Consider the following 14182-nt stretch of genomic DNA (forward strand, 5'->3'; position numbering starts at 1 on the left):
AGGGCAGAGCATCCTGTACCTGTACGAGCCGGGTAGCTATGCGCCGTTGGCGCGGGTTGATCAGGTTGAAGGGGAAGGGCAGAAGGTCTATTACTTCCATACTGACCAGATTGGTACACCGTTGGAGTTGACGGACAGCGACGGCAAGATCGTTTGGCAGGCGACTTATCGGTCATGGGGGGCACTGGAACATCTTGCAGTCGATGAGATTGAGCAAAATATACGCTTCCAAGGCCAGTACTTTGATGATGAATCAGGTCTGCACTACAATACTTTCAGGCACTATGATCCGGAGTGCGGGAGGTTCGTTACGCAAGATCCAATTGGGCTTGAAGGAGGATTTAATCTTTATTTATATGCCCCTAGCCCTATTCTCTGGCTCGACCCAATGGGGCTGGCAACGTATAACACCATGCCGGGCATCGAAGGGTTCCAAAAACACCATATTATCCCACAGCAGCTAGTGGATCATCCTGTTTTAAAAGCGTCAGGCATGAATATACACGCGCTGAATAATATAATTTATCTCCCGACGCATGAAGAGCTCCATCCTACGCGAACAGTCCACAGAGGATCTCACCCGGGGTATAGTCGAGATGTCAAAGCAAGTTTGAATGAGGTAGAGAAAATTGGGCGTCAGGAAAAATGGACACAAGCCCAATATAAGGCAGCTGTTGATGATATTATTAGCGAAAATCGTCAAGGCTTGCGCAAGGGCAAAATAAAACTCAATAAAAACTCAATTAGAGGGGTGGCATGTTAATGAAACTGATTGAGCCTGTGGATAATTATCCTGAAAAATATTGGCTTTCCTATGATCATGGGACCAACATAGATCACTTGAGCTTTCAAGAGTGTAAACTGATTTCGGGTTCTGATTTGCCAGTTCAGCTTTCACTCAAGCAAAAGGTCGGCTTGAGTGCGTTTAGGAAGTATGACTATCTTTTTAGTGATGGGCCTGACATTATAACGTCTAGGCTTTTCAATATTTTTCTTGGCATGGGGCTTGAAGGTGAGATTCAGTTTGTACCTGCATGTATTGTGATCAATGGTGATGTGTATAATGATTATTACGCAGTGAACTATTTAGCATCAGAAAGCGCTTTTGATATGGAAAGGTGCATTTATAAACCCTTAATAAAATCATTGCCTGACGGGCCTAAAAGATTCAGTAGGATCGTTCTGCAGGATATCGAACCAACTCATTCAATTTTTCGCGCATTGGAAAGCATGTCGCGCATCGTAGTGTCGAATCGGGCAGCTGAGTCGCTTCAGGATAAGGCTGTGATTGGTATTTGCTTTGTTGAAGGTCGGGATGATATGTGAGCTTGTATTTTCTAATGGCATTTTCGGATGACTAATGCTAAGTGCCCGGGGTCACCTTGGTTGTTCGCTTGAGTTTAACAGCGGTAAGCCTACAACGTCCGACGGCAAACTGACCGACTTCAGCGCCACCGGCTGCACCCACGTGCGCCTGAATTACGACAACCCGCTGGGTCGCCTGACCGACATCAAGCGGGTGGCGAACAACAAAGCGGTGGAAACCCTCACCTAGTACCAGTTGCTGGCCAGATAACTGAGGGCTTTGCCCAGGGCATTCTGCGACGTTACCTGTGGGTGCGGTTTTCTCCAAACCTACAAAATCTGGGGATTCGACTATGTTCGCGCCTGCCTACCTTGCACATGCCTTTTGTAGCGAAGAGTTGTAGCAAAAGGGCCGCAAAGCGCGGCCCCCAAAATCTCAATGCATAAAGAACCAGATGAGAATGATCACCGGAATCGGCACCCCAATCATCCAAAGCAGTATCGAGCGCATGGCCTTTCTCCTTGTTCGATGGTGACAAGAAAGGTGCAGCCGCCATGCCAGTTGTATCAAAAAACTACATTCATAAGAATCAACGGCTTACCCTCCAAGCCGCCTGAGCAAACCGTGCAATATGCAGGATCCACGCCCTTGCACCTGGGTGTTCTGCAATGCACTATCCACCCATGATCGCCATCACCCTCCCCGACGGCCCCGAGCAAACCCCGCTTACCGCCGAAATCGTGCTGCGCTACCACCTCTGCTGGAAGCACCGCGACCTCGACGGTGTCATGGCGCTCTACCACCCCGATATCCAGTACCACGACTTCTTTCAGAACCGCGTGCTCGGCCACCAGGAACTGCGCGATTACGTACGCGCCTGCCTGCCCCATGAAGCCGGCGAGGACATCGTCCACAGCGACCGCATCCGCGTCGATGGCTGCACCGCATTCATCCAGTATCAGGTCACGGTCCAGGGCGGCGACGGCCTTGTGGCGTTCCAGTCCAGCGAGGCGATCACCGTCAGGGACGGCCTGATCTGGCGGGTCAACGAGTACGCCACGCTGGTACGCCAGCATGGCAATGGCCTGGTCAGCAGCGGCCCGCGCCCGGCCACCAGCCGCCTGGGCCTGTCGCCTCGGCAGTTGTCGACCATGGCCCAGGACCTGGAGCATTACTTCCAGCGTCAACGCCCCTACCTCGACCCGGAACTGGACCTGCAGCAAGTAGCGGAAGCCAGCGGGTACAGCCGCAACCAGATTTCCTACCTGCTTAACCAGGTGCTCGGGCAAAGCTTCTACCGCTACGTCAACCAGGCGCGGCTGCAGCACCTGATGGCCTGCCTCGACGACGACAGCGTCGAAACGCCGATCGACGACCTGGCATACAACGCCGGTTTCAACTCGCTGTCGGCGTTCTACAAGTGCTTCCGCGAACACACCGGGCTCACGCCCAAGGCCTACCTGAAGCAAATTTCCCTGCGTGCACGCACGTAAGACAGCCGCCCACTGACACCACTAGCATCGCCCACAGACCTTGACGGATGTGGAGCCGAACCCGATGCAACCCCTGCGCACGCTCAGCCTGTGGATGGACCAGCTCGACGAGTCGCTGTGCGCGCGCCCGGCACTGCGCAATGACCTCGACGTTGACGTCTGCATCATCGGTGCCGGCTATACAGGCCTTTGGACCGCGTACTACCTCAAGCGCCAGGCCCCCCAGCTGAACATTGCGGTGATCGAAGCCCAAATCGCCGGCTTCGGCGCCTCCGGTCGTAATGGGGGCTGGCTGATGGGCAACCTGCTCGGCGAAGACCGCCTGCTCGGCACCCTCTCGCCGCAACAGCGCCGCGCCAGCATCGACCTGCTGCACGGCATCCCGGATGAAGTGCATCGCGTGCTGCAAAGCGAAGGCATCGACTGCGACTACCGCAAAGGCGGCGTCCTTTATTGCGCGGCGCGCTACCCGGAGCAGGAACGCAGCCTGCGCGCCTACCTCGACGACTTGTATCGCCAAGGCATGACCGAGGACGACTACCGCTGGCTGAGCCCCGAGCAGCTGGGTAACCAGTTACGGGTCAGCAATGCGTTTGGAGCCATCTACAGCCCGCACACGGCGACCATCCAGCCAGCCAAGCTGGTGCGCGGCCTTGCCCGGGCAGTGGAGGCGCTGGGCGTATCGATCTACGAAAACACCCCGGCCATCGACTGGCAGCCGAGCGAGGTGCGTACCCCGCTGGCACAGATTCGCTGCCAGTGGATGGTGCCTGCCGTGGAGGGTTACGCCGCCAGCCTGCCGCCACTGGGCAAACACCAATTGCCAGTACAGAGCCTGCTGGTGGCCACCGAGCCGCTGCCAGAGGCCACCTGGGAGCAAATTGGCCTGAGCAAGGGCCAAGCCTTCAGTGAAAGCAGCCGCCAGGTCACCTACGGCCAGCGCACCGCCGACAACCGCCTGGTCTTCGGTGCTCGCGGTGGCTACCGCTTCGGTGGGCGTCTGCGCGAGAACTTCAACCTCGACGAACACGAAGTCGAACTGCGCCGCTACCTGTTCGGCGAACTGTTCCCGCAGCTCAAACAGGTACGCATCACTCATACCTGGGGCGGCAACCTCGGCATGGCGAGACGCTTCCGCCCACACATGCTTTGCGACCGCCAGCGCGGCATCGCCCTTGCCGGCGGCTACGGCGGCGAAGGCGTCGGGGCTACCAACCTGGGTGGGCGCACCCTGGCGGCGCTGATCCTCAACCAGCGCAACGAACTGACGGCGCAACCCTGGGTGCTCGACAACCGCCCGCTATCGAGCCTGGCCAGCTGGCCTCCCGAGCCCTGCCGCTGGCTGGGCTACAACGCGATCATCCAGAGCTTCGTCCATGAGGACCGGACCCTCGCCAACCCCGCCAGTGCGCCGTGGAGGCGGCGCCTGGCCATCTCGGTTGCGGACTTCATGGAAGGCTTCATGCACTGACTTCCCTTTTCACTCGTACAGGATCCACCGGTCATGAGCATCACCCAGTTCAAGAACACCGAATTTGCCGTGCTCGACAGCTCCAACCCGGTCGCGGTACCGCTCGGCGAACCCGTGGCAGTCACGTCAGTCACCTGCGTGGAGCGCAGCGATGGCGTTGAAACCGGCATCTGGGAATGCACCCCAGGGCGCTGGCGGCGGCAGATCGTGCAACAGGAGTTCTGTCATTTCATCAAGGGCCGCTGCACGTTCACCCCCGACGGTGGCGAGCCCCTGGTCATAGAAGCCGGAGACGCATTGATGCTACCGGCCAACAGCACCGGCACCTGGGACATCCTGGAGACCGTGCGCAAGACCTACGTGCTTATTTTCTGATCCGCTGATCGCCTGCCTTCGATAACAACAGACAAAGCAAGGTAAACCCGACATGCGCACCTTCCTCCTCGCCCCCCTGATGCTGGCCGCCAGCGTGGCCAGCGCCGCTGAAACGGTGAAGATCTACAACTGGTCCAGCTACGTGGCCCCCGATACGTTGAAGAACTTCCAGCAAGCCAGCGGCATCGTGCCGACCTATGACGTGTACGACAGTAATGAAACCCTCGATGGCAAGTTGATGACCGGCAATTCCGGCTACGACGTGGTGTTCCCCTCCAACCATTTCATGGCCCGGCAGATCCAGGGCAAGGCCTTGAAGCGCCTGGACAAATCCCAGCTGCCTAACTGGCACAACCTCAACCCGGTGCTGCTCAAGGCGCTGGAGGTGAACGACCCGGGCAACCAGTACGGCTTCCCGTACCTGTGGGGCAGTACCGGTATTGGCTACAACATCGACAAGGTCAAGGCGGTGCTCGGCGACAACGCGCCCGTGGACTCCTGGGACCTGATCTTCAAGCCCGAGTACATGAGCAAGCTGAAAAGCTGTGGCGTCGCGGTGCTGGACAATGGCCCCGAACTGCTGCCGATCGCCCTGCACTACCTGGGCTTGCCCCATCACAGCCAAGACCCCAAGGACTACGAGAAGGCCAAGGACCTGCTGATGAAAGTGCGGCCTTACATCAGCTATTTCCACTCGTCCAAGTACACGGGCGACCTGGCCAACGGCGATATCTGCGTGGTAGTGGGGTTCTCGGGGGATGTGCTGCAGGCGAAGAACCGCGCCGATGAGGCGAACAATGGCGTGAAGGTGGGCTATTCGATACCCAAGGAGGGCGCGCCGATGTGGTTCGACATGGTCGCCATGCCCGTCGATGCGCCGGATGAAAAGGCCGGATATGCCTACATGAACTACCTGCTGCAGCCGGAGGTGATGGCCAACATCAGCAACCACGTCCAGTACGCCAACGGCAACCTCAAGGCGGACGGGCTGGTGGACCCGGCGATGAAGGGTAATACGATGATTTACCCGAGCGACGAGGTGATGGGCAAGCTGTATGCGCTGGAGGCGATGCCGGCGAAGATCGACCGTATTCGTACGCGAATCTGGACCAGTATCAAAGCCGGAAATTGAAATGGGGCCGCCTAGCGTGCCCGCGAAGGGCTGCAAAGCAGCCCCGATTTCAGGCCTTAATGGTGCTCGCGGGTAGCGCGGAACTTGATGTCCGGCCAGCGCTCTTCCATCAGCGCCAGGTTGACCCGGGTCGGCGCCAGGTAGGTCAGGTGACCGCCGCCGTCGATGGCCAGGTTTTCCATGGCCTTGGTCTGGAATTCCTCGAGCTTCTTCTTGTCATCGCAGCTGATCCAGCGCGCCGACCAGACGGTGATAGGCTCGTAGGCGCACTCGACCTTGTACTCTTCCTTCAGGCGGCTGGCGACCACGTCGAACTGCAGCACACCGACCGCACCCAGGATGATGTCGTTGCTGCGCTCAGGGAAGAACACCTGAGTAGCACCTTCTTCGGCCAGCTGCTGCAGGCCTTGACGCAGTTGCTTGGATTTCAGCGGGTCTTTCAGGCGGACGCGGCGGAACAGCTCCGGCGCGAAGTGCGGAATACCGGTGAAGCCCAGCGCCTCGCCTTCGGTGAAGGTGTCGCCGATCTGGATGGTGCCGTGGTTGTGCAGGCCGATGATGTCACCGGCAAAGGCTTCTTCCAGCTGCTCACGCTCGGAGGAGAAGAACGTCAGCGCATCGCCGATACGCAGGTCTTTGTTCAAGCGCACGTGGCGCATCTTCATGCCCTTCTCGTACTTGCCCGAGCAGATGCGCATGAAGGCGATACGGTCGCGGTGTTTCGGGTCCATGTTCGCCTGGATCTTGAACACGAAGCCGGTGAACTTCTCTTCCACAGGCTCCACGGTGCGCTCGTGGGCCACACGGCCAAGCGGACGCGGCGCCCAGTCGACCACGGCGTCGAGCACGTGGTCGACACCGAAGTTGCCCAGCGCAGTACCGAAGAACACCGGGGTCAGCTGACCGTTGATGAACTCTTCCTGGTTGAACTCGTGGCAAGCGCCCTGCACCAGCTCCAGTTGCTCGACGAACGAATCGTACTGGTCGCCCAGGTGCGCGCGGGCTTCGTCCGAGTCCAGCTTCTGGATGATCTTGGCTTCGGTGCGCTCGTGGCCGTGGCCCGGGGTGTACACCACGATGTAGTCACCGGTCAGGTGGTACACGCCCTTGAAGTCGCGGTAGCAACCGATCGGCCAGGTGATTGGCGCGGCCTTGATCTTCAAAACGGCTTCGATTTCGTCGAGCAGTTCGATCGGGTCGCGGATGTCTCGGTCGAGTTTGTTGATGAAGCTGACGATGGGCGTGTCGCGCAGGCGGCACACGTCCATCAGGGCGATGGTACGCGGCTCTACACCTTTACCGCCGTCGAGCACCATCAGCGCCGAGTCCACCGCGGTCAGGGTGCGGTAGGTGTCTTCCGAAAAGTCTTCGTGGCCGGGGGTGTCGAGCAGGTTGATCATGTGCTCGCGGTACGGGAACTGCATCACCGAGGTGGTGATGGAGATGCCGCGCTGCTTCTCCATTTCCATCCAGTCGGAGGTGGCATGGCGGTCGGACTTGCGCGACTTCACGGTACCGGCGACGGCAATGGCCTTGCCCATCAGCAGGAGCTTCTCGGTGATGGTGGTCTTACCGGCGTCGGGGTGGGAAATGATTGCGAAAGTGCGGCGCTTCGCGACTTCGGCGGCCTGGTTGGTCATGGGAAATCGCCTGACTGGGGGATTTGAAAGGGGCAGTATCATACCTGAAGTTGGGCCTGGACCAAAATCTGCCGAATGAATGGCGCCTGTGCCGGCCTCTTCGCGGGTAAACCCGCGCCTACAGGTACGACACAGGGTTCGGATGCGGTGCAGTCACTGTAGGAGCGGGTTTACCCGCGAAGAGGCCGGCACAGACAAAAGAAATCCAACAGGCAATCGATTTATCACGACAAATGCCCAAAGCGCAGTTATTTCAACGCCTGCAGCGTATTAAGCCGCTGTTTTTTCTCGCCAAAAATCCTGCCACCCAGCGATTAACGCTGGCCAAATGCCGCCTCAGATGGGAACCTTTACGCCTACGGAGACGTCCACTCCCCTGCAACCCGCTTCGGTTGGGGACTGGTTTCATCAGCATTTTCGGGCCCGACGGGGTTCGGCTCATGGCCTGATCGCAGCCTTCGGCTTGCATCTCGCTGCTACTCGCGAACACACCACCCGCCGCCAGGATTGGCCGGCTTCCAAGAAGTGTGCTCGCCGACAACACAAGGAGTCCGCCTGTGGCTAAACGCTACGGAAAGGGGCTGTTGGGATGGGCCGCCGTGCTCGTCATCCTGGCCCTGCTGGTCCACTGGATCGGCATCGACACGATCGCGCGTTATCGCGACGATCTTGGGTTCTACCTGCAAGCGCACCTGGTATTGGTGCTGGCTTCGATGGCGGCGGCGCTGGCCGTGGGCATCCCCGCCGGCATTGCGTTAAGTCGACCGCACCGGGTCGACAAAGCCGAGCGTTTCATGCAGTTCTTCAACGTTGGCAACACCATCCCCCCTCTGGCCGTTCTGGCCATCGCCCTGAGTATCCTGGGCATCGGCGCCGGGCCTGCGATCTTCGCACTGTTCCTCGCGTCCCTCCTGCCCATCGTGCGCAACACCTACGAAGGCCTGAAAAACGTCCCCGCATCGCTCAAGGAAGCCGCTACCGGCATCGGCATGACCCCGCGCCAGCAACTCTGGCAGGTGGAACTGCCCAACGCCGTGCCGATCATCGTCGGCGGCGTACGCGTGGCCCTGGCGTTGAACGTGGGCACCGCACCGCTGGCATTCCTGATCGGCGCCAACAGCCTGGGCAGCCTGATCTTCCCCGGCATCGCCCTGAACAACCAGCCGCAGCTGCTGCTGGGTGCCGCCTGCACCGCGCTGCTGGCACTGGTGCTGGACGCGGCGGTGAGTTTCTCCAGCAGGCGCTGGCTGGAACGTGGCCTGGCCCAATAAGGATAGGAAACGTATGAAGAAGAGAATCGCCTTGCTGCTGGGCGCGGCCCTGCTGTTCGCAGGAGTTGCCCAGGCAGCGGAAAAACCCCTGGTGCGCATCGGCGCGCGGGTGTTCACCGAACAGACCGTACTCGCCGAAATCACCGCGCAGTACCTGCGCGCCAACGGCTTTGACGTACGCGTCACCACCGGCCTGGGCAGCAGCATCGCTCGCCAGGCCCAGGAAACCGGCCAGCTCGACCTGATGTGGGAATACACCGGGGTGTCGCTGGTGTCCTACAACCATATTGATGAGCGTATGCCCAGCGCCGAGGCCACCTACGCCAAGGTCAAGGAGCTGGATGCCAAAAAAGACCTGATCTGGCTGACCCCGTCGAAATTCAGCAACACCTATGCCCTCGGCTTGCCGAAGCAAGTCGCCGAGGCCTACCCGCAGATCAACTCGATCAGCGACCTCAATCAGGTGCTGCGCGACGAGCGCAAGCGTAATCACCTGGTGGCTCTGGACACCGAGTTCGCCAACCGCCCCGACGGCCTGGTCGGGCTCAAGGAAATGTACGACCTGCAGGTCGGCCGCGCCAACATCCGCCAGATGGACGCGGGCCTGGTCTACACGGCCATGCACAACAACCAGGTGTTCGCAGGCCTGGTCTACACCACCGACGGTCGCCTGAGCGCGTTCAACCTCAAGCTGCTCGAAGACGACAAGCACTACTTCCCCGACTACACCGCCGCCCCGGTGGTGCGCAAGGCCGTGCTCGACGCCAACCCGCAACTGGTCGCCCTGCTCAAGCCACTGGCCGAGCAGCTCGATGACGAGACCATGCGCCAGCTCAATGCCAAGGTTGACGTAGACCACCAGAACCCGACCGCTGTGGCCGCCGCATTCCTGCGAGAGCATCCCCTCAAGGAGGTACAGCCATGAGCCTGCTCGACACGTTCGCCCACCTCGACTGGGCCCAGGTGCTGCAACTGACCTGGCAGCACATCATGCTGGTCGGCATCGCCGTCGGCCTGGCGATCCTCGTTGGCGTGCCGCTGGGCATCCTGATGACCCGCTTCCCGGCGGTGGCCGGCCCGCTGCAGGCCAGCGCCACAGTGCTGCTGACCATCCCTTCGATTGCGTTGTTCGGCCTGCTGCTGCCGTTCTACTCCAAGTTCGGCCAGGGGCTGGGCCCCTTGCCGGCGATCACTGCCGTGTTTCTTTATTCGCTGCTGCCAATCATGCGCAACACCTACCTGGCCCTGACCAATGTCGAGCCCGGTATCCGTGAAGCCGCGCGTGGCATCGGCATGACCTTCGGCCAGCGCCTGCGCATGGTCGAGCTGCCCATCGCCGTACCGGTGATCCTCGCCGGTGTGCGCACCGCCGTGGTGATGAACATCGGCGTCATGACCATTGCCGCCACCATCGGCGCCGGCGGCCTCGGCGTGCTGATCCTGACTTCCATCAGCCGCAGCGACATGTCGATGCTGCTGGTCGGCGCCGTACTGGTCAGCCTGCTGGCGATCATCGCCGACCTGCTGCTGCAAACCCTGCAACGTGCCCTGACTCCAGAAGGACTGCGCTCATGATCGAACTGAAGAACCTCAGCAAAACCTTCAACGTCAACGGCAAGGACGTCAAAGCCGTCGACTCGGTAAGCCTCACCGTCAATGAAGGGGAAATCTGCGTGTTCCTCGGCCCGTCGGGCTGCGGCAAGAGCACCACGCTGAAAATGATCAACCGCCTGATCACGCCCACCTCGGGCCAGGTGTTCATCAACGGCGAAGACACCACCGGCCTGGACGAAGTTACCCTGCGCCGGCACATCGGCTATGTGATCCAGCAGATCGGTCTGTTCCCCAACATGACCATCGAGGAGAACATTACCGTGGTCCCGCGCCTGCTTGGCTGGGACAAGCAGAAATGCCACGAGCGGGCTCGCGAGCTGATGCACATGATCAAGCTCGAACCCAAGCAGTACCTGCAACGCTACCCGCGCGAGCTGTCTGGCGGCCAGCAACAGCGTATCGGCGTGATTCGCGCCCTGGCAGCAGATGCACCCGTGCTGTTGATGGATGAACCGTTCGGCGCGGTCGACCCGATCAACCGCGAAATGATCCAGAACGAGTTCTTCGAAATGCAGCGGGCGCTGAACAAGACCGTGATCATGGTCAGCCACGACATCGACGAAGCGATCAAGCTGGGCGACAAGATTGCCATCTTCCGTGCCGGCAAGCTGTTGCAGCTGGATCACCCGGATACCCTGCTGGCGCACCCGGCGGATGATTTCGTCAGCAACTTTGTGGGCCAGGACAGCACCCTCAAACGCCTGTTGCTGGTGCGTGCCGAGGATGCAGCGGACAACGCGCCGTCGGTGAGCCCGGAAACACCGGTGGGCGACGCGCTGGAGCTGCTGGATGAGCACGACCGCCGCTACGTGGTGGTGACCGATGCGCAGAACAAGGCGCTGGGCTATGTGCGCCGGCGCGACATGCACCGCCAGCAAGGGACGTGTGGCGATTTCCTGCGGCCGTTCAATGCCACCGCGTCGCACGATGAGCACTTGCGCATCCTGCTGTCGCGCATGTACGAGTTCAACCGCGCGTGGTTGCCAGTGCTGGATGCCGAGCAGGTGTTCTTGGGCGAGGTGACGCAGGAGTCGATTGCCGCGTACCTGAGCTCGGGGAGATCGCGGGGGGCGAAGAGCAGTATCGTTTCGCCGGCCGAGGCGGTGGTTTCGTAATCGTCGGGGGCGCTTTGCGCCCCTTCGCGGGTAAACCCGCTCCTACAACGGCCTGTGTTCAATCCCCGATGTATGTCCACCACCGATCATGTGTAGGAGCGGGTTTACCCGCGAATACGGTGGTGGCGGCAACGGTGAACGACTGGTGAAAATTGGCCAGCAGGCCCGGCCCTTTCGCGGGTAAACCCGCTCCTACAAGAGCGAGCGAAGGGCCGCAAAGCGGCCCCGGCAGTCTCGATCAAAACCCAACACTGGCCTGCACGTAGAAGGTCCGCGGCTCACCCACGTAAAGGCCGGCATTGTTGTCACTGGAGCGGGTGAAGTACTGCTTGTCGAACAGGTTCTTCACCCCCGCCGCCAGCTTCAGGTTGGACAGTTCAGGCCCGAATTCGTACCCACCGCGGGCATGCCAGGTCACATAACCCGGAATATCGCCATACTGCCCGTCGGCACTTGGCTGGGTAATGTAATCGCCATTGAAGCTGCCATCGGCATTGATCCCGGTTCCCGGCGCACGCTGCTTCGATTGGGCATAGGCGTCCAGGTTCCAGGTCCAGCGGTTAACTGCGTAACGCACCCCGGCAGTGGCCACCTGGCGTGAATAGAACGGCAGGTCACGGCCCTTGAACCCCGGGATATCCCCTTCATAGGTTGCGCGGGTATAGGTGTAGCCACCGCTCACCGACAGCCCGTCCAGGCGTGGGTCCAGCCCGGCCAGGTCATAACGCACCGAAGCCTCGATGCCCTGGTGCTTGGTCGCACCGAGGTTGGTCCAGCCCACGTCGTTGCTGATGTACTGCAGCTCATCATCGAAGTCGATGTAGAACGCCGTCAGCTCACCGGCAAAGCCGCCATTGTCATAACGGGTACCGATTTCGTAGGTCTTGGCTTTTTCCGGCTCCAGGCCATTGGCCGTACTGTTGCCAGAACCGCCCTGGCCCAGCTGGAAGTACTGCAGGCTACCGAACGAAGTCTCGTAGTTGGCGAACACCTTCCAGGCATCGGAAACGTGGTACATCACGCTCAGTGCCGGCAAAGGCTCGTTGCTGGTGATGCTGCGCTTCTTCTCGGCTACCGGGCGGTTGTTGGCGTCCAGCACCGGGCGGTCGCGCCAGTCGGTATTGATGTGTTCGAAGCGCACGCCAGGGGTGATGGTCCAGTTGCCCACGTCGATCTTGTCGTCGATGTAGTAGGCGCTGGCCTCGGTGCCGCCACTGCGGTCCTGGAACACGTGGCCGTCGGAAGTCGGGGTCACCGTCGGCACGTTGTCGATCAGCGCCAGGCGAGTCGATTGTTCGCGCATCGCTTCCTTCAGGTAACGGTAACCGACACTGACTTCCTGGGTGGTTGGGCCGGCAAAGAAGATGCGCGACACACGGGGTTCGATGGCAAAGGTGTGGTAGTTGCGCGGGTACGACGACAACGTCTTCATGTCCCGCGAGGCGATGGTGCTGCCGCGGAAGCTGTCGGTGTAGTAGGTCAGCACTTCGAACTGGGTGGCATCGTCGAGCTGCCGCTGCCATTTGAACGACACATCCTTGCGCCGGCCCGCGAAGTAGTCGTAATCGCGCAGCGACTGGTACGGGTTGCTGTCGTATTGGGCCTGGGTCAGGCCACCCGGCATGTCGGCACGGCCATCGTAATAATGGAAGTTGAGCCAGAACTCATCGACATCGGTTGGCGCCCAATGCATCTTGAGGATTACGTCATCGATGTCGTTGCCGTTGTTGCTTTCACGGTAACCGTTGCCATTCACCCCGGTGTACAACAGCGCCACGCCCATGCCATTGTCGGCCGTGCCACCGACGAAGGCTGACTCGGTGTGTTTCCAGCCACCGTGCTGAGAGGTCTCCAGGGTGGTGGACAGCTCTGCCGAGGCCTTTTCCGGAATCGCCCGGGTTACAAAGTTGATCACGCCGCCCACGTTCTGCGGGCCATAGCGCACCGAGCCGGCACCGCGCACGACGTCGATGCTGTCGAGGTTGCCAGAAGAAATCGGTGCCATCGACAGCTGTGGCTGGCCATACGGCGCGAAGGCGGCCGGGATGCCATCGATCAGTACCGTGGAGCGCGGCGACAGGCGCGAAGTAAGGCCGCGTACGCCCACGTTCAGCGACAGGTCGCTGCCACCGGTCCCGTTGGAGTCCTGCACTTGCACGCCGGGGATGCCGCGCAGCACGTCGCGCACGTTCATTGCGCCCTTCTCCACCATTGCCTCGCGGCGTACCACGGTGCGTGCCCCAGGGTGGTTCTGTACCACGCTCTGCTGGGCATCACCCAGCCAGTCACCGACCACCTTGATGTCGGTGGGTGCCAGCTCCAGGCTGCCGCTGCCCAGGTCAAGGGTAGTCGGCAGAGGCTTCACCACAACGGTGTCCCCGGACATCTCGTAGGTGAGCCCGCTGCCTTGCAACAGCTGTTGCAGCGCCTGCACCGGCGCCAGGTTGCCCGATACCGCCGGGGCCTGTTTGCCGGCGACCAGCTCGGGGCTGAAAAACAGCTGCAGGCTGGTTTGCTGGCCGAGCTGGTTCAGCGCCGAACCCAACGGCTGGGCCTGGATGTGGAGGGCATTAGCGGCCTCTGCGGCCTGGCTGCCAACGGCCACAGTACTGACCGCCAGGGCCAGCGCCAGGGCGCGAAAGCGTGGGAGAGGTTTGTTGTTGTTCACGTCGTCGAAACATCCTGGAATGCGGAATAAACGCCAACCGCGTGCAAATGGAAATGCTTGGCAGTTGCAGCTGGCGAGGAAGACGAACGAGTGAAAA

At 60.5% G+C, this 14182-nt stretch carries 13 protein-coding genes; 11 read left to right on the forward strand and 2 right to left on the reverse strand.

Annotated elements, in window-relative coordinates; all coding sequences use genetic code 11:
- The 7 genes from BJQ17_RS16160 to BJQ17_RS16190 form a co-directional block, all read left to right on the forward strand.
- Positions 1-763 (forward strand): RHS repeat-associated core domain-containing protein (locus BJQ17_RS16160; RefSeq protein ID WP_256559745.1); only part of this gene is annotated, 763 nt, incomplete at its 5' end.
- The gene (locus BJQ17_RS16165; protein ID WP_003248461.1) at positions 763-1326 is read left to right on the forward strand and encodes a hypothetical protein; all 564 of its coding nucleotides are present in this window, start codon (positions 763-765) and stop codon (positions 1324-1326) included. The genes BJQ17_RS16160 and BJQ17_RS16165, both read left to right, overlap by 1 nt.
- A gap of 34 nt (positions 1327-1360) precedes the next feature.
- Positions 1361-1555 (forward strand): hypothetical protein, encoded by a 195-nt coding sequence (locus BJQ17_RS16170; RefSeq protein WP_003248463.1) that lies wholly within the window; start codon positions 1361-1363, stop codon positions 1553-1555.
- 419 nt (positions 1556-1974) lie between these two features.
- The gene (locus BJQ17_RS16175; protein WP_003248470.1) at positions 1975-2799 is read left to right on the forward strand and encodes a nuclear transport factor 2 family protein; all 825 of its coding nucleotides are present in this window, start codon (positions 1975-1977) and stop codon (positions 2797-2799) included.
- A gap of 64 nt (positions 2800-2863) precedes the next feature.
- Complete coding sequence (locus BJQ17_RS16180; protein WP_003248472.1) at positions 2864-4270, forward strand: FAD-binding oxidoreductase; 1407 nt, start codon at positions 2864-2866, stop codon at positions 4268-4270.
- A gap of 33 nt (positions 4271-4303) precedes the next feature.
- Positions 4304-4645 (forward strand): cupin domain-containing protein, encoded by a 342-nt coding sequence (locus BJQ17_RS16185; protein WP_003248474.1) that lies wholly within the window; start codon positions 4304-4306, stop codon positions 4643-4645.
- Between the two features lie 52 nt (positions 4646-4697).
- Positions 4698-5777 carry a polyamine ABC transporter substrate-binding protein gene (locus BJQ17_RS16190; RefSeq protein WP_003248478.1) on the forward strand — a complete coding sequence of 360 codons (1080 nt, stop codon included), beginning with the start codon at positions 4698-4700 and terminating at the stop codon, positions 5775-5777.
- A gap of 56 nt (positions 5778-5833) precedes the next feature.
- Here the strand turns inward: BJQ17_RS16190 and BJQ17_RS16195 are convergent, their stop codons facing one another.
- Complete coding sequence (locus tag BJQ17_RS16195; RefSeq protein ID WP_003248481.1) at positions 5834-7417, reverse strand: peptide chain release factor 3; 1584 nt, start codon at positions 7415-7417, stop codon at positions 5834-5836.
- 557 nt (positions 7418-7974) lie between these two features.
- On the opposite strand from BJQ17_RS16195, the gene BJQ17_RS16200 reads away from it, so the two are divergent.
- From BJQ17_RS16200 to BJQ17_RS16215, 4 genes are read left to right on the forward strand one after another with little or no spacing between them, the layout of a single operon-like run.
- Entirely contained in the window at positions 7975-8688 is a 714-nt protein-coding gene (locus BJQ17_RS16200; RefSeq protein WP_003248483.1) for an ABC transporter permease, read from the forward strand.
- Positions 8689-8701: 13 nt separating this feature from the next.
- The gene (locus BJQ17_RS16205) at positions 8702-9613 is read left to right on the forward strand and encodes a glycine betaine ABC transporter substrate-binding protein (RefSeq protein ID WP_004575997.1); all 912 of its coding nucleotides are present in this window, start codon (positions 8702-8704) and stop codon (positions 9611-9613) included.
- On the forward strand, positions 9610-10263 hold the full coding sequence (locus tag BJQ17_RS16210; protein WP_003248487.1) for an ABC transporter permease: 654 nt from the start codon (positions 9610-9612) through the stop codon (positions 10261-10263). Before BJQ17_RS16205 ends, BJQ17_RS16210 begins: the two co-directional genes overlap by 4 nt.
- Entirely contained in the window at positions 10260-11417 is a 1158-nt protein-coding gene (locus BJQ17_RS16215; protein WP_010952079.1) for a betaine/proline/choline family ABC transporter ATP-binding protein, read from the forward strand. Before BJQ17_RS16210 ends, BJQ17_RS16215 begins: the two co-directional genes overlap by 4 nt.
- Before the next feature lie 238 nt (positions 11418-11655).
- Here the strand turns inward: BJQ17_RS16215 and BJQ17_RS16220 are convergent, their stop codons facing one another.
- Positions 11656-14085, reverse strand: coding sequence for a TonB-dependent siderophore receptor (locus BJQ17_RS16220; RefSeq protein WP_070096326.1), 2430 nt, complete (start codon positions 14083-14085; stop codon positions 11656-11658).
- Positions 14086-14182 lie beyond the last annotated feature (97 nt).

Origin of the sequence: Pseudomonas sp. NBRC 111139, assembly GCF_001753955.1 — a bacterium.
Classification (GTDB): domain Bacteria; phylum Pseudomonadota; class Gammaproteobacteria; order Pseudomonadales; family Pseudomonadaceae; genus Aquipseudomonas; species Aquipseudomonas alloputida.

Coding starts and splice junctions, on each gene's coding strand:
- BJQ17_RS16165 (WP_003248461.1), top strand. CDS start 763: ATGAAACTGATTGAGCCTGTGGATAATTATCCTGAAAAATATTGGCTT.
- BJQ17_RS16170 (WP_003248463.1), top strand. CDS start 1,361: ATGCTAAGTGCCCGGGGTCACCTTGGTTGTTCGCTTGAGTTTAACAGC.
- BJQ17_RS16175 (WP_003248470.1), top strand. CDS start 1,975: ATGCACTATCCACCCATGATCGCCATCACCCTCCCCGACGGCCCCGAG.
- BJQ17_RS16180 (WP_003248472.1), top strand. CDS start 2,864: ATGCAACCCCTGCGCACGCTCAGCCTGTGGATGGACCAGCTCGACGAG.
- BJQ17_RS16185 (WP_003248474.1), top strand. CDS start 4,304: ATGAGCATCACCCAGTTCAAGAACACCGAATTTGCCGTGCTCGACAGC.
- BJQ17_RS16190 (WP_003248478.1), top strand. CDS start 4,698: ATGCGCACCTTCCTCCTCGCCCCCCTGATGCTGGCCGCCAGCGTGGCC.
- BJQ17_RS16195 (WP_003248481.1), bottom strand. CDS start 7,417: ATGACCAACCAGGCCGCCGAAGTCGCGAAGCGCCGCACTTTCGCAATC.
- BJQ17_RS16205 (WP_004575997.1), top strand. CDS start 8,702: ATGAAGAAGAGAATCGCCTTGCTGCTGGGCGCGGCCCTGCTGTTCGCA.
- BJQ17_RS16210 (WP_003248487.1), top strand. CDS start 9,610: ATGAGCCTGCTCGACACGTTCGCCCACCTCGACTGGGCCCAGGTGCTG.
- BJQ17_RS16215 (WP_010952079.1), top strand. CDS start 10,260: ATGATCGAACTGAAGAACCTCAGCAAAACCTTCAACGTCAACGGCAAG.